Source organism: Lachnobacterium bovis, assembly GCF_900111325.1.
Lineage (GTDB): Bacteria > Bacillota > Clostridia > Lachnospirales > Lachnospiraceae > Roseburia > Roseburia bovis_A.
On sequence record NZ_FOGW01000021.1, the window covers coordinates 26,687 to 46,772 of the forward strand.

Genomic DNA, 20,086 nt, shown 5'->3' on the forward strand with positions numbered 1-20,086 from the left:
GTTACATTATAACATTTTTATTAGCCTTATAAAAGACATTTGTAAATCGCACTCCACCACATATACAATCGGCATTTTGCATTTTTTTCTGCATTAATTTTATTCAACAAAAAGAAGTAGCTATTCCTTTAAGCTACTTCTTTTTATTGGTTCAAAATTTATTATTTTATTCTTCTACTTTTTCTGATTTTGTCTCATTTGTATCTGTATCCTTCGCAACTTCAACAACAGATTTTGCAAGACCTGCTAAACCTTGTATTTCAGATGGAATAATAATCTTTGTAGCTCTACCATTCGCTGCTTTAGCAAACGCCTCTAAGCTCTTTAATTTAATTACTTTATCATCAGGTGACGCATTCTTAATCATTTCAAGACCATCTGCTGTCGCTCTTTGAATCTTAGCAATAGCTGAAGCTTCACCTTCTGCTTCTTTAATAGTTGCTTCTTTTTTAGCTTCTGCGGCTAAAATTGCAGCTTGCTTTGCTGCCTCAGCTCTAAGTATTGCAGCTTCTTTCTCAGCTTGTGCATCAAGAATTGCTTTTTCTTTATTACCTTCTGCCACTCTAATTGTAGATTCTTTTTTACCCTCTGCAATTAAAATAGATTCACGTTTTTCACGTTCAGCCTTCATCTGTTTTTCCATGGCCTCTTGAATAGCTCGTGGTGGAATAATATTCTTTAACTCAACACGATTAACTTTTATTCCCCATGGGTCTGTAACTTCATCTAATGTTGCTCTTAACTTTGTATTAATTGCTTCTCTTGATGTAAGAGTTTCATCTAACTCAAGATCACCTATTAAGTTTCTTAATGAAGTAGCTGCTAAATTTTCAATAGCAAGTAATGGATTATCAACACCATATGCATATAATTTAGGATCTGTAATCTGGTAAAAAACTACTGTATCAATCTGCATTGTAACGTTATCTTTAGTGATAACTGGCTGTGGTGGAAAATCTGCAACCTGTTCTTTTAAAACGATTCTTTTTGATACTTTATCAATAATTGGCACTTTAATATGTGGGCCTACCTCCCATGTTGTTAAATAAGCTCCTAATCTTTCTACTATTCTTGCTTCTGCTTGAGGAACAAATCTAATACTTCTAACGATTGCTATAACTATAATCGCTAAAATTACAAGTAAAACTTCATATGCTTCCATATTATTCTCCTTTTCCATTCTTTGTTTATTTATTTTTTAATAAAATTAAATACATATTTTATTTTATTATTGTAATTATCATCTTTTTTCAAGTCTTTTTACTACTAATTTAACGCCCTGTACTCTAACAACCTCGCATATTTCTCCAACATCAATTTCATCTTTTGGATCATCTGCAATTATAGACCATTCCTTTCCTTGAAGATTTCCCACTCCAACTTTACCAAATGGTTCTATCTTTTGTGTTATTTCCACTTTTTCGCCTATAATACTATCAATATTCGTTGCAACTTTCTTGGTCACAACATATTTATCCATGAATGGTTTTGTAAAAATCAATAATATGATAGATACTACAAAAAAAACTATAACTTGAACATATAATGGAGCTCCAATTCCTGCGAAAACAGCCGAGGTTGCCGCTCCTATAGCAAACCAAATTGTCACCAATCCTACTGTTATAATTTCAAGTACAATCATAGCAAACATAATTACTAACCAAAATAATACCTGCTGTGAAAATATTGATAATAATTGATTCATTTATTCAACCTCCTTTTCCTTACATTATCACAATTTAGTTTGTATGTAAATAATTAACTGATATTTTTTTCACATTTTTCTAATATAATATGCAATTTGATATGGTAATCTTTCATCCGGAGTTGCCAAATCATTATTTATCAATTTTTTTATATTTGAAATACGATAGATCACAGTATTTCGATGTGTAAACATTTCCTCTGCAACAGCTTGAATACTTCCATTGTGCTTCAAATAGCATTCTAATGTATCAACATAATTACCCTTGTGCTTGTTATCATATTCCATAAGTTCTTTTAAAGGTTCATTTTTCATCTTTTCAAGCAATTGGGTGTCATTTACTGAATACAATAATCTAAACAGTCCAAGATCATCAAAATATTTCAAATTTTCTTCATGACGCAAAGACATTTTAACTGCACCCTTTGCACGCATAAAACTAATATATAAATTAGAAATATCAACTACTTCACTTCCCACACCAACATATAGTGGAAATTGAACCATTCGTTTTTTTGCACGAGTAAGCATTCCCTCTACGATTTCATCTAAATCTTTTTTTTGCACATCATTTACAACTAATACAAAAAATGAATCATAATAGAAAAAATTACCATTGTGTGTTATTTTTTCTAAATACATCTGAATTCTGTACGATAATTTTTTTCTCTCAACAGTATCCATTGTATCTAAACCTTTTAATGTAATTAAAACAACCTGAAAAGTTCCATCTACGTCAAAATATGGTAGTAGTTCCTTTCTATAAGCATCTTGATTGTCCGGAACTTCAATCGCTTTTATCATTGCATTAGAAATTTGTTCATCTGCACTATCTTGTAAAAATATACGAATATTAATATCTTTGATCATATCACCCATATGAATCTCTTGTGGAACCGTAAGTAGTGGAAAGTCGTTCTCATCACAATAATCTAATAATTCCTGTGGTACTTCTTTAATGTAATGTCCCGTATTTAAAATCAAACCAGCACCATGATGTTTTACCATTTCTCTTGCCAATTCCATCAACGACTCAGTTGTTCTAAATCCTAATCCAGTAGTAACTGCTAATTCTTTCCCCCAAAAATTTTGTACTATAGTCGTTTCTTCTAACATATGAGTCCAAACTATTGAATTTGACCATCCATTTTTGCCTGCAATCATCTTCATATTATACCTATTCTTCGATACTAACATCATATCTTCTATTGTATATCCCATAAATTCACCTCAAATTTGTTATTTTTCCGTGTACAAAAAACACTTGTCTTTATTATAGCACTTTTTGTACTCTGAGTACATATATCGGTATTTCTTTTTATTTTGGAAATCCATTGGAAGATTTCCAAAATATGATAATATATATTGTGTTGAGAAAACAACACGAAACTTTTTGATAACGATTTGAAAATTTATTTTCGAATCAGCTTCATGTAATGAAGCCACTTAAAAAGCTTTTTTCATAATATAATTCCTAATATATATAAGGGACAGTCATATAATGACGGTCCCTCTCTTCCTTTTTATTACAAATTTATTCAACACACTTATTAATGAAAACATTTAAATATCCCTATTATTTTTGTTTTCATTAATATAAATAATTATAATTCATTTTAGACTTTTTTATATTCTCAGTACTAAACTGGGATTTTTTTTTATATTTTTTTATTCTTTCTTCCATATACTATTTCGGCTAATTTTTATTATAGTTTCCTATCTCATTCAATTTTTCATTAAATTTTGACACTTTAAATTTTTTCTATTAAATAAAAAAAGACACTTTTTAGAATTCTCCTAAAAAGTGTCTTTTAAATATCTTATTATATCGAGCAATAGTAATTATCAAAATCATTCAAATTTACTCAAAAATCAAATATATTTAAATCCTTGATAACTAACTTCTATCTCTTGCCAGTACTAGGAATTAGTCCTGTACGTATGGCATAATAGCTAAGTGACGTGCTCTCTTGATTGCTACTGTAAGAGCTCTCTGGTGTTTAGCACAGTTACCTGTGATACGACGAGGAAGAATTTTACCTCTTTCAGAGATGTATCTCTTTAATTTGTTTGTATCTTTATAATCAATGACATTATCTTTGCCGCAGAATACACAAACTTTTTTTCTTCTACGCATTGGTCTTCTCTTTGAAGAACCTTCGCCTTTATTGTAAGCCATCGTAGTTACCTCCTTTTAAAATTGTAAATCTACTAATTAAATGGTAATTCTTCTTCAATTCCATCAGGAATTTCCATAAAACCTTCACTTGGTGCCGCTTGGCTTGGTGATGGTTTAAATGGCTGCTGACTATATCCGCCACCCATGTTGTTATCACTAGTATTTTTGCTTTCAGCAAATTCAACTTGTTCAACAACAACATCAGTAGTATATACTCTTTGGCCATCTTTATTGGTATAGCTTCCAGTTTGAATTCGACCTTCAACGACGAATTTAACGCCCTTGTGTCCAAATCTTTCCATAAATTCTGCTGTTTTACCAAACGAAACACAATTTATGAAATCTGCTGTCTGCTCCTCATTATTTCTTCTAAATCTACGGTCTACTGCAAGAGTAAATCTTGCAACTGCACTTGAGCTCTCACCTTGAGAATAACGGATTTCTGCATCTCTGGTTAAGCGTCCCATAAGAATTACTTTATTCATATAATCTCCTTTTATGCCTCGTCTTTTCTAACGCATAAGAAACGAAGAACATTGTCCATAATACGAACATCCTGCTCTACAAGAGCTGGAACATTAGATTCTGCATCGAACTGAATGAAGTAGTAGAAAGCTTCGTTCATTTTCTGAACTTCGTAAGCTAATCTTTTTTTGCCCCATTCTTCAACTTCTGTAACAGCACCACCTGCACGTTTAATGTACTCTTTTGCTTTTTCAACAGTTGCTGTTCTCGCATCATCTTCGATCTTTGCACTTACTACGAGTGCTAATTCATATTTATTCATGCGATTGTTTACCTCCTTTTGGTCTCTGGCTCACGACATTTCGTGAACAAGGAAAATTTTAATATACCACGAGAATAAATGATACCATGTTTTGTTTTGTTTTGCAAGTGATTTTCATTATATTTTTTTACTTTTTATCACAGTTTTGTAAGTCTTTTATTATTTTCCATCATCTAAATTTAATCTAGATATAATCACCCTTTTTATAGCATATTTTATCACTAAATTTCTATTTTCGTTTTTTATTTATAAATTAAGTTTTTTATTTTATTTATAAATGCTTTATAATATTAATGTACAGTTTGTTTTTTAAAAATTTAATCACTTTTCATTATTCTATTTATACTATTGTACATTTTTAGAAAATAAAACATTTAGAATTATTTTAAGATGTAATAAGTTTATGAAATTCTTTTTTGTACATTTAGTATATTTTTTATTTCATTATGTGTATATTTTTTTTATATCTATTAGGGAGGGTTTACAAATGAACAAAATAGAAATTTTTTCAGACTGGATCAAAGAATCAAAATCAATTGTTTTTTTCGGTGGTGCAGGCGTTTCAACTGAAAGTGGCATTCCAGATTTTAGAAGTGTTGACGGTTTATACAATCAACAGTACGATTATCCACCCGAAACAATTCTAAGTCACACTTTTTTCCGCAAAAAAACGGACGAGTTCTATAAATTTTATAGAGCAAAAATGCTCTGTCCTGATGTAGAACCCAATATTACCCACAAAGTGCTTGCTAAACTAGAAGAAAAAGGCAAACTCACTTCTGTTATCACCCAAAACATAGATGGCTTACATCAAAAAGCTGGAAGCAAGCGTGTTTTAGAACTTCACGGTAGTACTCTTAGAAATTATTGCGAAAAATGCCACAAATTTTTCCCAGTTGAAACTATTATAAATTCGAAAGATGTGCCACGTTGTGATAACTGCGGCGGAATAATTAAACCAGATGTTGTACTTTACGAGGAAGGATTAAACGAAGAAACACTACAAAATGCCATATCAGATCTTTCTAATGCTGATATGTTGATTATTGGTGGTACTTCTCTTACAGTTTATCCTGCTGCCAATTTAATTTATTATTATCAAGGAAATAAACTTGTTCTTATTAATAAAACACCAACTCCAGCCGACAAAAAAGCAAATTTATGTATAAACAGTGGCCTAGGTAGCGTATTTTCACAATTAAATATTGATGCTTTATAGTTTACAATTTTTTTACTATAAAATTCAGTCTGTTTTACATTGATTTTTATTATATTATATCTATATTTAATTTTTATCCATAAATTACTTTATTTTTTTACTTGGAATAATGTACGATTTTATTGATAATATCACGGCGAATATGATATCATATTTGCAACTTAATGATTCAAATTATTATGGAGGTTTTTATGGAATATAAATATGAAGTAGGCGATATTGTAAAATTAAAAAAGAAACATCCATGCGGAAGTTTTGAATGGGAAATACTTAGAGTTGGTGCCGACTTTAGGCTAAAATGCATCGGCTGCGGTCATCAAATCATGATCGATAGAAAATCCGTTGTTAAAAATACTCGTGGACTTAGGCCAAAAAATAATTAGGTTATTATTTCCATAAATTTAGCCCGTATACTTTAAAAAATATACGGGCTTTCTTACTTTATTTTTACTATTTTATTATTTTTATTACATTACAATTTTTATATTATTGTATTTTATGCACCTAACATAGGTTCAATATCATCTTGACGGCCAACTACAATAAGATGATCTTTGTCATTAAATCTATATTCTGCTGAAGGCAACACATCCGTACCTTCCTCATTTCTAATTCCAATGATTGTTATACTATAATTTTGTCTGATTCCTATTTCTTTAATTGTCTTTCCTATCCAATCAGCTAATGGTTCTATTTCATATAATGAATAGTCATCCGTTAATTCCATATAATCAAAAACATGATTTGTACTACATCTTTTTGCTAAATTAAAAGCCAAATCTCTGTCTGGATATATTACTTCATCTGCACCATTTTTTAATAAAAATTTGGCTTGAACATCCCTGTTTGCTTTACTAATTACATACTTAGCACCCATTTCTTTAATTAACGATGTAACCTCTAAGCTGTTTTGAAAACTTGTTCCAATACAAACAAAAACTATATCAAATTTTTCTAGATTAAGTGATTTAACAACTTTTGGAATTGTACAATCTCCAATCTGTACATTTCCAACTTTGTACATCATATCTGTAACATTTGCTTCTTCTTTATCTACTATCGTAACATTATTATCAAGTTTTATTAAATTATTACAGAGATGGTGTCCAAATCTTCCCATTCCTATAATTAGTAAATTTTTCATTGTTTCCTCCATTATTGTTTTTATGCAATATGTCTTAGTTAAGAATAACACCTTATCAGTTTCTTAGTGTGACTAAACTGTGTATATTTTAATCTATTGCAAAAAAAAAGTGGCCTTAACTAAGCCACTAAAAGTTGCGGGAATAGGACTTGAACCTATAACCTTCGGGTTATGAGCCCGACGAGCTTCCAATTGCTCCATCCCGCGTCATCAACCTCAACAACTATATTGTACTACTTTATACTCAAACTGTCAACTTTGATTCAAAAATAAATTATATAACTATTTATTCTCTAATAAAGACTGATAGACATCTCTTTTTTTCATTCCTCTATCTTTAGCAACTTTTTTCATTGCCTCCTTATGATCAACGCCTTGTTTCTCATAATATTCCATATGTTCTTCGAGTGACATTTCTTTCCACTCGTCTTGTTTATCTTTAATTATATCTTCAAATTCGCGCCCTGCTATAACCATTACATATTCTCCACGAGGCGAATTATCTTTGTAGAACTCTAACAAATCATCAAATGTTGTCTTTATTTTTGTTTCATGCTTCTTTGTCAATTCCTTACATATTGTAAGATCACGATTTCCTAAGTATTCTCTTAGCTGTTCTAATGTTTTAACCAAATGATGTGGTGCTTCATAAATAATAATTGTTCGAGTTTCATTTTTTAATTCTTCAAGCACCTGTACTCTTTGTTTCTTATCTCTTGGTAAAAAAGCTTCAAATGCAAATCTTCTTGTTTTTTGTCCTGACATAGTAAGAGCTGTAACACATGCAACCGCTCCTGGTAAGGATGTAACCGGAACCCCTTGTTCATAACATATTCTTACTATATCCTCCCCAGGATCTGAAATTCCTGGAGTTCCAGCGTCTGTTATCAACGCAATATTTTTTCCTTCTTTGAGTTTTTCTACCAAATAATATGCTTTTTCAATTTTATTAAACTCATGATAACTTGTCATAGGAGTTTTTATTTCAAAATGATTTAAAAGCTTAATTGAATTACGTGTATCTTCTGCTGCAATTAAATCTACTTCCTTTAAAGTTCTTAAAACTCTAAAAGTAATATCTTCTAAATTTCCAATTGGAGTCGCACATAAATATAATGTTCCTACCATATGTTCTCTCTTTCTTACTAACTTTTCTCTTAATTTAGATATAATAAAAATGATTACTTCTACTTATTATAAATATCTAAAATTTCCTGCGTATAACTTCCATCTTTGTTATACACAATTAGAGGCGGTTCAATTGTCATTCGACTCTTGGCACCTCTTATTCCTTCTATTAGAACCATATTTGGTTCTTTATCTACGTAGGGATACACTAATCTCATTCTTTTTGGTTCGATTCTATATCTTACCATTTCACTCAAGATTTCTGCTAACCTAAACGGTCTATGGACCATATATAGTTTTCCTTTAGGTTTAAGTAATCTAGCACTTTCTCGAAGCAAATCATTTAAATCACATAAAACTTCATGACGAGCAATAGTTTTTGCATCATTACCATTTTGTAATCCATGTTGTCCTATCATATATGGTGGATTAGATGTTACAACATCAAATGAGGCTGCTTGAAATTTTTCTGAAACATTTTTTATATCACCCTCAACAATATGAATCTTATCCTCTAAGCCATTTAACTGAACACTTCTGCTTGCCATATCTGCACTATCTTTTTGAATCTCGAGTCCATAAAATTCTTTTCCAAAACCTCTCGCTTCCATAAGTATTGGAATAATTCCTGTTCCCGTACCTAAATCAATTACTCTAGCATTTTCTTTTGCCTTGGCGAATGCAGATAATAAAACTGCATCCATCCCAAAACAAAATCTATTTTTATCTTGAATTATTTTATATCCTTTTCTTTGTAAATCATCTACCCTTTCAGTTTCATGGATAAATGTATCATTTGTCATTGTTTATTTAATCCTCTCGCTTGTTACTACGATAATTTTTCTTGTTTTTTCCATGATAATCTTTCTTACCACGTCTTGAAGATTTATTATTCTTTGAAAAATTCTCGTTTGAATCATCGTTTTTTCTTCCATTATGGTTTGGATTCTTACGATAACGATGTTTTGTTTTATTTGGTGCAAAATCATTTTCTTCTCTACTCTGATAATTTTTATCCCATGGATTATGATATCCGCCATTAGTATTATCAGAATCTGAGTTTTTACGATCTTGCCTCATATTTTTATTTTTTGATCGATGATCGCCTCTTGCTTTTTTTCTTGAATGACGCTTTTTATTATCTTCTGAAAAGATTTTAGCTTCTTCTTCGAAAATTTCATTATTCTGTGAAACTTTCACTGATTCTTCCTTTTTAGATTCTTTATTATTTTCTTGTTGGCTAAGTACTACTTTTTCATTCTTTACAGAGTCATTGAATAATCTTCCTTCATTTTTACGTTTTTTATCAAAAGTAGCTTTATTCTCTTCACCTTTATCAGCTTTCTTTTCAGTTTTTTTATCATTATCATTCGAATTCTTATTATCTGCAAAATTTTCTTTTTTGCGCTCTTGTTTTTTCTCTTGATAATTCTTCTTTCCTGAATTTTCAACAATGTCTGTTCCTTCATCTTCTAATTGTTTTAATTCAGCTAACTCTTCTTCTGTAACTTTTACAGCTTTTTTTCTAGATGGCTTAAATGAGATTTCATCAACTTTATACTCTCTTAATTCTTTCACATCACCATTTTCTACTAAAACTTTTACAGTTTGTCGCAAGACACTCATTCCTGTAACTTCACCTTTAAATCCATCAAAAGTTGTTACACTATCACCTACCACTGGCAATTTACTGTTCAAGTATTCATATGTTTCCTGCTCATTTTTTAAGCAACACATAAGTCTTCCACATACACCTGAAATTTTTGCTGGATTAAGAGATAAATTCTGTTCTTTTGCCATTTTAATTGAAACTGGTGCAAAATCAAATAGGAATGTTTTACAACATAATTCTCTGCCACAGATTCCCATTCCACCCATGATTTTTGCCTCATCACGTACACCTATCTGTCTTAGCTCAATTCGTGTTCTAAAAATTGCTGCTAAATCTTTTACAAGCTCTCTAAAGTCAATTCTTCCATCCGCTGTAAAATAAAACAACAATTTATTATTATCAAAAGTGTACTCTGCATCAACTAATTTCATGTCTAATCCATGCTTTTCTATCTTTTCTTTACAAATTTTAAATGCTTCTTTTTCTTTTCTTCTGTTTTCCTCTACGATTACGTCATCTTCTTCTGTCGCAATCCTAATAACGGGTTTTAATGGTTGAACAACTTTGTCATCCTCTACTTCTCTATTCCCCAATAGAACTGTACCCATTTCAATTCCTCTTGCTGTTTCTACTATTACATGCATTGGAGGTTCTAATTGAAAACCTGCTGTCGAGAAATAATAAATTTTCCCCGCATTTCTAAACCTAATACCTACTATTTCTGTCATTTTAATTCTCCTTAATTGTAAGTAGCAACAATTCTATAACCAAGTCAAAATTCACGTTTGCTCTTATTCTCATTTTTGCTTTTTCAAGCGCATTTATGATTTCTTCAATTCCAGCATATGAATGTTTTGAAACTTGTTTTTTTATTTCGTAAACTTCCTCTTTAAAAATTAAGCCATTTACATCTCCTGTTGCTTTAAAAAACAATAAATCCCTATACCATGTTATCATTAAATCAAAGTAATCACCGATTTCTAATTTATATTCTGCAATTTTTTTTACAGCTTGACCCATTTCATATAAATCGATGTCACCTATTCTTTTAACGAGTTGTAAAACCGATGTCTTTAACTCATTGAATTCTTGTGATTTTGCAAGTTGAATTGCTTTTCCAACGTTTCCTTGTGAAAAAGCTGCGCATACTTCAGCTTGATAATCTGGAACTTTATAAGTTTTCATAAGATAATCTACAATTACATCTTTTCTTACAACTTTAATATCTAATTTTATACATCTTGATAATATCGTTGGTAAAAATAAATCTGCATTGGTGGTTAATAAAATTATAATTGCATAAGCTGGTGGTTCTTCGATTGTTTTTAACAAAGCATTTTGTGATTGAATATTCATTTTTTCTGCTTCATCAATTATATAAATTTTATACTTACTATTGTATGGTTTAATCGCTATATCATTATTAAGTTGTAATCGAATATCATCAACACTTATCGTATTTGGTTTATCGTGATTTACATAAATTACATCTGGATGATTATGTCCGATAACCTGCTTACAAGAATGGCACTCTAAACATCCTTCTGTGTCATTATTTTCACACATGAGCGCTAACGCAAACGCTTCTGCTAGCATTCTCTTTCCTGAATAATCTGGTCCATTTAAAATATATGCATGCGATACTTTATCTAATTTAATCGCATTTTGTAAATGTTCCACTATTTTTTCATGCCCAACTATATCTTTAAATCCAGCCATAATAATACCTACCTATTCCACTACTTTAAGATCTCCTCAGCAGAATTATGTTAAAATATCCAGCAATAAACCTTCAATTTCTCCTATTCTTCCAAGAATTTCTATATGATTTGTTTCATCTTTTACTAACTCACTTGCTAATTCATCAAGATTTTCATCTATTAGTTTAATAATTCCATATACTCTATGTCTGCCTTTTCTATCTAAAAAATTTTCTCTTGAAAATTTATGTGATCGATACACAACTTCGTTAAGAAAGTCTTTTATCATTCCACGATATCTTTTCATATCACGAATATCCATATGCTGCGCAATCCTATTACCCTGTGCAGTAATATCGTTTAATAGAGTTTCTATTCTCTGCTGCAATTGTGCATCATCTATTGCACTTGATAATGTAAATTTAAAAGTTCCATCTGTATTTTCAACTTTAACAGTATCAGGAACCTGTGAAACTTGTTGCAAATTATTAACCTTGATATCCAAAATTCTCACCTCACTTATTTAAATAATAATTACTTAAATATTTCTGAGAAGCAAATATTTTTGCCAAAGTTTATTTATTATTATTAATATATGAAATTATTTCTTCTACCGTATTTTTTAAATTTTTATTTGTAAAAACCTTATCCACCTTTGCATTTTTTAGATTTTCTTTAGAAAAATCCTTTTGATCTGCTAGAAATCTTCGACACATTTCCTCATAATGTGGTGTACGTTGTTTTTTCTCTCTTCCAAGCGCGCGAGTAAGCCTTTCACCATCTTCTACTTCTATGTATATCGGAATAACTTTACTCGTGCCATAATATCTTCTTAGCGAAATAAAAGTTTCTAGCGTACCAATCAATAAGTAACTATTTTTATCTAAATCAATCTGTCCATCATCAGCTGTAAAATATTTCCAAATTCCATGAACAGTATTATATTCACGTATTTCAATTATCTTATTTTCTTTATTTAATTGTGTTACTCTTTCTTCATCACAAAAAAAGTATTCTCTACCATTTTCTTCGCCAACTCTAATTGGTCTTGTTGTATATGGTATGATTTTTTTGATATTAAAGTCTTTTCTATTTAATAAAGTTTGGTAAATAGTATCTTTACCAGTTGAACTTTTTCCCATGATACAAAAAATTTTATTCATATTCTTGCCCTTTAAGTATAATATAGTTATTTTGTAATGACAACTTCAATTCCATCTAAATGAGATAGTCCACAAACATTTAGTTTCATTTCAATACAATTTTTAATATTATTAATCATATCTGCTGATATAATTTCTCCAGGAACTAAAAGTGGTATTCCTGGCGGGTATAAAAATACATAATCTTTAGAAATTTTCCCAATTGAATCATCTAAACTTATTTCTTTAGATTCTGATTCATCCGCTTCAAATATCTCTAAAGCCTTTTCATTTGAAATATATATTTTTCTCACAAAATCATTATTATTTTGTTTATTATTTTCGCTATCATCAATGTATTTTTTATCTATTTCATTTAGAGCAAATGCTAATCTGTCAAATCCTTCCTTAGTATCTAAAAGACTTGTCATTGCCACTACATAATTTCCTGAGCACATTTCCATTTGTAAATGATACTCTTCTAGTAATATATTATATAATTCTACTCCAGTTAAATTAGTTTTTCCTGTGAAGATAAGAATTTTTCCAAAATCAAAACCAAATACTTCTTCATTTGAAAAATCCTCTCTTTTTATAATTTTTAGATTTTTAACATTTTTAACGTCATTGTAGAACATATTTAATTTATCTGCATAATCTTTAAATAAACGAACCCTATCGTTTTTAATCATTAATAAACTTTTTTCTATTCCTGACATCAAAATATATGAAGGTGAACTTGTCTCATATATTCCTAAAAATTTCTTTACTTTACTGATATCAACGCGATTGCTGCAAACATGAAGAAGTGCTGTTTGTGTAAATGCTGCCAGTGTTTTATGAACACTTACTATAACTATATCTGCACCTAATTTCACTGCATTTTCTGGGAAATCCTCGGAAAATCCAAAATGTGCCCCATGTGCTTCATCTACAATAAGAACTGCTCCATATTTATGTGTTATTTCTGCAATTTGTTTAACATCAGAAACAATTCCATCATATGTAGGAGAAGTTATCACAACCACTTTTATAGAGTTATTATTTTTTAATTCTTTTTCTATTTGTTGTGGACTTATGCTTCCCTGTAATCCCATTTTTGTAACCTCTGGCATAACATAAGTTGCCTTAAGTTCCCTCAAAAAAATACTATTATACACGGCCTTGTGAGAATTTCTTGCCACTAATATTTCTCCACCCTTATCAACTGCTGCAGAAATAGCTGATAAAATTCCACAGGTACTTCCATTTATAAGATAAAACGTCTCTTTTGCACCATATAATTTAGCTGCCATATCTTGAGATTCTTTTATAATATCACATGCTTCATGCAAATTATCAAATCCCTCAATTTCAGTTATATCTATTTCATATGGATTAACGAATCCGATATTTTTTCTCTTATGACCTGGCATATGAAAAGGATAATAATTGCTATCCTTATATTTAACTAACTTGTCGTATAACATATTTTTTCCTTTCGTATCTTTGGTTCATACTTTTACTATTATAACATTTTTTAACTAAGAATGAGCAAAATCTTTTAACCTAGGAACCTATTAAGATCTGGCATCCAATCCTTTACTAAAATTTCATTTTTACAATATGCCGTCCATATCGGTTCTATAAAATTTAATATTCTTTCTATCGCAATTTCCCACGAATCAGATTTTAGTTTTTTATTACTCAGATACTTATCCCATCTTTTTTTCATATATGCATATTTTTTATATTCTTTTAGTTTGCTAAAATATTGCATATTTTTTATCCTGTCATTTATGTTATTTTTTGCATAATCTATAAGATGCATTCCACTCAATGTATCTCTTTTTAAAATTTCATTCAAAATATAATAATATTCCATACTATCAATTAGTTCTAATTTTCCTACTATTTCAAACATATTATCTACAACAATTCGTTCTTTCGGATATATTAATATATCAACTTTATCCTTATTATCAAGAAAACTATATTCATACGCTAGATACTCTTTTTTTTGAACACTATCAAATAACGGTCTAATATGTACTGTAATCGGAATAATCATTTGTTCATATACAGCTTCTAAATTCCATTGAACATCATCTTCTTGAAAATAGAATTCTGCATTCCATTTTATTTCACTATATTTATTATTTTTCATTATATTAATAAGCATCTTTTTTGCAAAAACGACATCTAAATCTGCACAACATAGTTCCTCTTTGGGATTTTTTCCTTTAAATGTTGTCTTTTTTTTATTTTTAATATTATTTTTAATATAATAAAAATTCAAACTTTCTCTCTCTGTATTTGAGTCAAAACTCATAATAAACGGGTTCACAAAATAAAGATTTTCGTTGTACTCAGATTCGTAAATTCTACTTATTATTTCTTCTATTGCAAAATATCTTAATGCCATAGTATAGTTCAAATTAAGCTTTCCACTTTTTTCTTTAATCCTAGTATTCTTTTCCACACCAATCTTCATTTGTCCACCCCTTTTTGTTTATTAATACATTCTCCTTTTATTTATCAACAATACGATTTATATAAACCCTCTTTTTCCCCTTATAAAATTAGGTTTATATCCAAATTCCTATCATTGTTTGTACTTTTCTAAGGACTTTTCTTTTTCGAGCATATTCCATCAAACGACAAATATCTTTGTCTTCATCTGATATATACGACTGTAAGCACTCTTTAAAATCCTGTCTTTCTAACTTTCCCTCATATTTTAAACAATCACATATTAATCTTTCTTTATCATATATTTGAAATTTTTGACCTTCTATTTCAATTTCAGTACTACCTAGTTCAAGCACTTCAGGTTCTGTATAATATGGAATGACCCTTGGATAATCCAATTTAAATCTCGACTTCGAAGTATTTTTATTTATTGCAATTGACCATCCATATGGTTTTCTTGAAATATATCCATATGCATACAATGCACTTTCCATGCACAGTCTCCCATCTGGAAAAAGCTTTGCTACTAATTCTGTTTCAGAAAATCTATCTATTTTATCTGTATAATACCCATTTTTTATTCTAACTATTTCTCCTAAATCTACAAAATCTAATATAATTCTATAATCAATCCCTAATGTCATTAAATCTTCTTTTTTTGCAATTCCCCCCTCTTCTTCAATAAAATCTTTTACTTTTATAAGTAGTTCTTTTCGCCTTTTCACACTTTCACTATTTGTCATTTTCTTCCGCTCCAATACTTTTTCTTTTATAATAACTTTTTTAAGTTGTATAGTCAATTACTCTTTTTAGGGCACAATAAAAGACTACTTTTGTCAAATTCAAAAGTAGTCTTTTACATTTCCATTCTCTTATGTTTTTGATTTAGTTTGTTTTTAATTTGTTTTTAATTTTGTTTTTTAGTAAATGTTTTTTATAAAATTCTATACAATTACCGATTATATAACTAATGATATAACCAAGATTATCATCGTAATTGTATTACCTAGATATTTTGTCTAACCTCCTCTATTTCTTATTCCTTCCTATTATGATAATCTTTATTATTATACCCGTAAAAATATAAATAAACAATAATTTTTTTACTATTATCACTTCACTACGTCACATTATAACTTTAAAGTTAAAAAGGTTGTTTTTTTTAAAGAAATAGAATATTATATACTTAATAGTATTTTACAACTTTAATATAGATAGGAGATTATAATATGGAAATGCAAATGAATTTTATTCGAAAGTTACCTACTCCAAAGGAACTAAAAGAACAATATCCACTTGATAACAAAATTAAAGAGTTAAAAGAAGCTCGTGACAATGAAATTTTTGATATTTTTTCTGGTAAAAATGATAAATTTCTTTTAATTATTGGTCCTTGTTCTGCTGATAATGAAGATGCAGTTCTTGAATATATGACAAGACTCGCTAAAGTCCAAGAAAAAGTAAAAGACAAAATTTTTATAATTCCACGAGTATATACAAATAAACCTCGTACCATTGGTGTGGGCTACAAGGGAATGCTTCATCAACCTGATCCTGAAAAAGATGAAGACATGTTAAAAGGTATCATTGCAATCAGACAAATGCACACTCGTGTCGTTAACGAAACGGGCTTTACATGTGCCGAAGAGATGCTTTATCCTAGCAATCACCGTTATTTATCAGATTTACTTTCATATGTAGCTATAGGTGCCCGTTCTGTTGAGGATCAATCTCATAGACTTGTTGCTGGTGGTGTTGGAATTCCTGCCGGCATGAAAAACCCTACTGGTGGTGACTTAACAGTCATGATGAATTCTATCATTGCTGCACAAAACGGTTCTAAATTTTTATACCGCGGATGGGAAGTTGAAACAAATGGTAATCCATATGCTCACGCAATAATGAGAGGTTATGTTGATAAATTTGGTCGCAGTATTCCTAACTATCATTATGAGGATTTGATGAATGTCTCAGAATTATATGCCGAGAAAGATTTATCTAACCCTGCTATCATTGTTGATTGTAACCACGCTAATTCAGGAAAAAAATATTTAGAACAAATTAGAATTAGTAAAGATGTTTTACATAGTAAAAAGATTTCTCCAGATTTAAACAACATAGTTAAAGGACTAATGATTGAAAGTTACCTTGAAGACGGAAGCCAATGCATTGGTGACGGTATCTATGGAAAATCAATCACAGATCCTTGTCTAGGATGGGAAAAAACTGAACGTCTTATTTATGAAATTGCTGATTTGTTATAATACAAAACTTTATAATAAAATCTAATATAGAATAAGTGTCTTTTATCTAACATTTTTAGATTTAAGGCACTTATTTTTTGTCTTTTTTTATGTATTATGACTTTTGTCGTTGACTTTTTATTGTATTTCAACCTTAAATAATTTATAATTTTTATAAAGTTAATGTATTATTAGGGAGGGGAAAAATGAACAAATCAACAACACGAAAAAATCCATCGCGTGAGGTTTGTGAAAATGAAATAGTCAGAATATTAAACACAGAGCTAAAACAATCAGGAAAAAACAAACATTTTCGCAGTGCCTCTGATTTTATGAAATATTTTGAATCACTTTATCCAACATCCGGAGCATTGGTAAAACAAGTTCAACGAGCAATAAAATCTCTTGATATGCCAAAAGACAAGGATGGATTCTTTATAATCAACAAAACCAAAAAACAATATGAATACGAATGTGAAATATCTAAAATCTTAAATCAAAATAATTCTTATCCTATTGGTAATTCAAATATTGAAAGTATTTTTTTGAATTTACCAAATGATTGTGTTCAATATGTTACAGGATTATTTAATAAAATTGATTCCCTAAAAGAGTCGTATATTACGATTATTGAAACAAATAATGGACTATTATTTTTGACTGAAAACAAAGATCTTCTACTAGATGAAATTAAAAAAATTATAGAACTATAAAATTAAGGCTAACCATTTTGCTATTTTCTTAATATAGAAATTTAGCACATAATGATTAGCCTTATTTTTAAAAATTACTGTTTAATCTTAAAAAATAATATTTTTCTTTTTTGCTAACATTTTTCTAAAGGTAACTGTTAATAAAATAATAACTACCGCACCTATGATCCATTTTATGATATCATCATTATCATTCGAATTCACTGTTTTAGCTTTTTTTATTTTTTCTTTAGGTTGTACAATTTGAATTGCTCCAACTTTTCTTCCAAGGTAGCTATACTCTAACTCAACTTTTGAATTATTTTTTATAAATTTACTAGTTACTTCTTTATAATCTACAGTTTTTGGAACATTAATATAAGAATTTAGATCATATTTCACTTTTTTTCCTTTATATTTAAGTTTCTTCTCATAATCCTTAACATTTAATATTTTAAAATTATCAAAGCAATAATCAAATAATTTTATCGTATCAAGATAATGATTTGGTGATTTTGCATTTAAAACAACACAACATAACAACATATCATTTCTTTTTGCGTAAGTCACAAGAGTTGCATTAGCTGCAATAGTATATCCCGTTTTTCCTCCAAGACATCCATCATAGAGATATTTTGTCGTTTTTTTAGGATAATACATCATGTGATGATTTCTCAGATATGTTTCTTCTGGATGTTTATTCGTAGCAGGTAATGTGTATTTCTTAGTTAACATGATTTTTCTAAAATTTTCATTTTGATAAGCTTCTTTTGCTATCAATGCCATATCATATGCAGTTGTATAATGCTGCTCATCTGGCATACCATTTGAATTATTAAAATGTGTATCTTTACAACCAAGTTTTTGCGCTCTTTTATTCATTAAATCTATAAATGTTGTATAATCTCCGCCTTTTTTACTTCCTACATGCTCTGCCGTTGCATAAGCACATTCATTTGCTGATTCTAACATCGTCGCATATAAACATTGCTCCATTGTAATTACTTCACCCTCATCACGGGCAATATGTGAAGCATTAATTTCATTTTTATATACTGCTTCTCTCGAAAAAGTCACATTTTCACTTAAATTACAATTCTCTACTGCTAATAAAGTAGTAAGAATTTTAGTAATACTTGCTGGATAACGTCTTTCATTTATATTTTTTTCATATAAAATCGTCCCCGTATTAACATCCATCACAATTGCATTAGGTGTTTCTATTTCAATTCCACTAGGCCATTTGTTGTTATTATTATCATTTTCGCCCTCAGAATATACAGTTTCTTCAATTTTATGACTGTTTTTTTTATTTTTTTTATTATTACTATCTTTTGCATAAATTTTTTCACAAAAAAAGATATTATTATTCTTTTCATTTTTAATATTTTTACAAAAATATTCATTTAAAAATATATTTGAAAGAAAAATTCCTAAAACTGTTGATCCTATTACAATTTTTTTTCGTATTTTTTTATTCGACCCCTTCTTTTTCATTTTTTAGTACCTCCAAATTAATATATGAAAGTATTTCTTCTCCCCTTTAGTTGTCACGCATAATTGTGTCACAAAAAAATAATTTCACCCCTATTATACAAAGAGCACTACTAAAATACAACGAAAAATATTTTTTTCTTTTTTATTTTAAAAAAATATATTACAATATACTATGCTTTACGCAATTTGTTTTAATCACCAAATTTTTATTAAATTTAATATTTTTTAAATTATAATTTTTCAAAAAATATTATATGATATAAACAGATTTTTATGATTTGATTAAGAAAGACTAACTATTAAAAGTCAAGTTAAAAAATGATATTTTTTGATTAAAGTGCAGAAATGCATTTTAGATATATTTTGAACTCAGTTGGAGTTCTATGAACCTTGAAAACTGCATGACAAAAAGAGCATCTATGTAGGTGCTCAAAAAAGGAGTATTGAATTAGAAAAAGTTAAGATGCTTTAATGTATTGCTGATTTGTTTTTTCGAGATGATAAATGACTCGTACTAGCTTTTTTACAGCGTGAGATAGAGCAACATTATAATGTTTACCTTCGGCTCGCTTCTTGGCTAGATATTC

Annotated in this window: 20 protein-coding genes, 1 tRNA gene and 2 pseudogenes; 4 read left to right on the forward strand and 19 right to left on the reverse strand. The window is 29.3% G+C overall.

Annotated elements, in window-relative coordinates:
- Positions 1-166: 166 nt before the first annotated feature.
- The 6 genes from BMY79_RS09140 to rpsF all read right to left on the reverse strand — a co-directional run bounded on the left by BMY79_RS09140 (position 167) and on the right by rpsF (position 4,671).
- A complete protein-coding gene (locus BMY79_RS09140; protein ID WP_022748880.1) occupies positions 167-1,162 on the reverse strand; it encodes an SPFH domain-containing protein in 996 nt (331 codons plus the stop codon).
- 78 nt (positions 1,163-1,240) lie between these two features.
- Positions 1,241-1,705, reverse strand: a complete 465-nt coding sequence (locus BMY79_RS09145) for an NfeD family protein (RefSeq protein ID WP_022748882.1) — start codon at positions 1,703-1,705, stop codon at positions 1,241-1,243.
- Between the two features lie 69 nt (positions 1,706-1,774).
- Positions 1,775-2,926: a PucR family transcriptional regulator gene (locus BMY79_RS09150; RefSeq protein WP_027422238.1), complete on the reverse strand. Its 1,152-nt coding sequence runs from the start codon at positions 2,924-2,926 to the stop codon at positions 1,775-1,777.
- A gap of 706 nt (positions 2,927-3,632) precedes the next feature.
- Positions 3,633-3,884, reverse strand: a complete 252-nt coding sequence (gene rpsR / locus BMY79_RS09155) for a 30S ribosomal protein S18 (protein ID WP_022748884.1) — start codon at positions 3,882-3,884, stop codon at positions 3,633-3,635.
- Positions 3,885-3,916: 32 nt separating this feature from the next.
- Positions 3,917-4,369 (reverse strand): single-stranded DNA-binding protein, encoded by a 453-nt coding sequence (locus BMY79_RS09160; RefSeq protein WP_022748886.1) that lies wholly within the window; start codon positions 4,367-4,369, stop codon positions 3,917-3,919.
- An 11-nt stretch (positions 4,370-4,380) separates the two neighbouring features.
- The gene (gene rpsF, locus BMY79_RS09165; RefSeq protein WP_022748887.1) at positions 4,381-4,671 is read right to left on the reverse strand and encodes a 30S ribosomal protein S6; all 291 of its coding nucleotides are present in this window, start codon (positions 4,669-4,671) and stop codon (positions 4,381-4,383) included.
- Positions 4,672-5,158: 487 nt separating this feature from the next.
- Between rpsF and BMY79_RS09170 the strand changes: the two genes are divergently transcribed.
- Positions 5,159-5,890 (forward strand): NAD-dependent protein deacylase, encoded by a 732-nt coding sequence (locus BMY79_RS09170; protein WP_074730803.1) that lies wholly within the window; start codon positions 5,159-5,161, stop codon positions 5,888-5,890.
- Between the two features lie 191 nt (positions 5,891-6,081).
- Positions 6,082-6,273: a DUF951 domain-containing protein gene (locus tag BMY79_RS09175; protein WP_022748890.1), complete on the forward strand. Its 192-nt coding sequence runs from the start codon at positions 6,082-6,084 to the stop codon at positions 6,271-6,273.
- A gap of 113 nt (positions 6,274-6,386) precedes the next feature.
- Here the strand turns inward: BMY79_RS09175 and BMY79_RS09180 are convergent, their stop codons facing one another.
- From BMY79_RS09180 to BMY79_RS09230, 11 genes and pseudogenes are all read right to left on the reverse strand, one after another.
- The gene (locus BMY79_RS09180; RefSeq protein WP_022748891.1) at positions 6,387-7,034 is read right to left on the reverse strand and encodes a potassium channel family protein; all 648 of its coding nucleotides are present in this window, start codon (positions 7,032-7,034) and stop codon (positions 6,387-6,389) included.
- A 134-nt stretch (positions 7,035-7,168) separates the two neighbouring features.
- Positions 7,169-7,241: transfer RNA gene (locus BMY79_RS09185), tRNA-Met, on the reverse strand.
- 75 nt (positions 7,242-7,316) lie between these two features.
- Positions 7,317-8,162: a 16S rRNA (cytidine(1402)-2'-O)-methyltransferase gene (rsmI, locus tag BMY79_RS09190; protein ID WP_022748893.1), complete on the reverse strand. Its 846-nt coding sequence runs from the start codon at positions 8,160-8,162 to the stop codon at positions 7,317-7,319.
- Between the two features lie 59 nt (positions 8,163-8,221).
- A complete protein-coding gene (locus BMY79_RS09195; protein WP_027422239.1) occupies positions 8,222-8,965 on the reverse strand; it encodes a tRNA1(Val) (adenine(37)-N6)-methyltransferase in 744 nt (247 codons plus the stop codon).
- 658 nt (positions 8,966-9,623) lie between these two features.
- A pseudogene (locus BMY79_RS12585) lies at positions 9,624-10,502 on the reverse strand (PSP1 domain-containing protein); the annotation flags it as partial.
- A 1-nt stretch (position 10,503) separates the two neighbouring features.
- Positions 10,504-11,493, reverse strand: coding sequence for a DNA polymerase III subunit (locus BMY79_RS09205; RefSeq protein WP_027422240.1), 990 nt, complete (start codon positions 11,491-11,493; stop codon positions 10,504-10,506).
- 45 nt (positions 11,494-11,538) lie between these two features.
- Positions 11,539-11,979: a YaaR family protein gene (locus tag BMY79_RS09210; protein ID WP_022748898.1), complete on the reverse strand. Its 441-nt coding sequence runs from the start codon at positions 11,977-11,979 to the stop codon at positions 11,539-11,541.
- 70 nt (positions 11,980-12,049) lie between these two features.
- Positions 12,050-12,637: a nucleoside/nucleotide kinase family protein gene (locus BMY79_RS09215; protein WP_074730804.1), complete on the reverse strand. Its 588-nt coding sequence runs from the start codon at positions 12,635-12,637 to the stop codon at positions 12,050-12,052.
- A gap of 26 nt (positions 12,638-12,663) precedes the next feature.
- Positions 12,664-14,085 carry an aminotransferase class I/II-fold pyridoxal phosphate-dependent enzyme gene (locus BMY79_RS09220; protein WP_022748901.1) on the reverse strand — a complete coding sequence of 474 codons (1,422 nt, stop codon included), beginning with the start codon at positions 14,083-14,085 and terminating at the stop codon, positions 12,664-12,666.
- Positions 14,086-14,159: 74 nt separating this feature from the next.
- Positions 14,160-15,089 carry a hypothetical protein gene (locus BMY79_RS09225; protein ID WP_022748902.1) on the reverse strand — a complete coding sequence of 310 codons (930 nt, stop codon included), beginning with the start codon at positions 15,087-15,089 and terminating at the stop codon, positions 14,160-14,162.
- A gap of 94 nt (positions 15,090-15,183) precedes the next feature.
- Positions 15,184-15,810, reverse strand: a complete 627-nt coding sequence (locus tag BMY79_RS09230) for a type IV toxin-antitoxin system AbiEi family antitoxin domain-containing protein (RefSeq protein ID WP_083383532.1) — start codon at positions 15,808-15,810, stop codon at positions 15,184-15,186.
- A 486-nt stretch (positions 15,811-16,296) separates the two neighbouring features.
- Between BMY79_RS09230 and BMY79_RS09235 the strand changes: the two genes are divergently transcribed.
- Positions 16,297-17,331 (forward strand): 3-deoxy-7-phosphoheptulonate synthase, encoded by a 1,035-nt coding sequence (locus BMY79_RS09235; protein WP_022748905.1) that lies wholly within the window; start codon positions 16,297-16,299, stop codon positions 17,329-17,331.
- Positions 17,332-17,516: 185 nt separating this feature from the next.
- A complete protein-coding gene (locus BMY79_RS09240) occupies positions 17,517-18,023 on the forward strand; it encodes a hypothetical protein (protein ID WP_022748906.1) in 507 nt (168 codons plus the stop codon).
- Positions 18,024-18,110: 87 nt separating this feature from the next.
- On the opposite strand, the gene BMY79_RS09245 is transcribed toward BMY79_RS09240, so the two are convergent.
- The gene (locus BMY79_RS09245) at positions 18,111-19,499 is read right to left on the reverse strand and encodes a D-alanyl-D-alanine carboxypeptidase family protein (protein WP_074730805.1); all 1,389 of its coding nucleotides are present in this window, start codon (positions 19,497-19,499) and stop codon (positions 18,111-18,113) included.
- A 458-nt stretch (positions 19,500-19,957) separates the two neighbouring features.
- A pseudogene (locus tag BMY79_RS12590) lies at positions 19,958-20,086 on the reverse strand (IS110 family transposase); the annotation flags it as partial.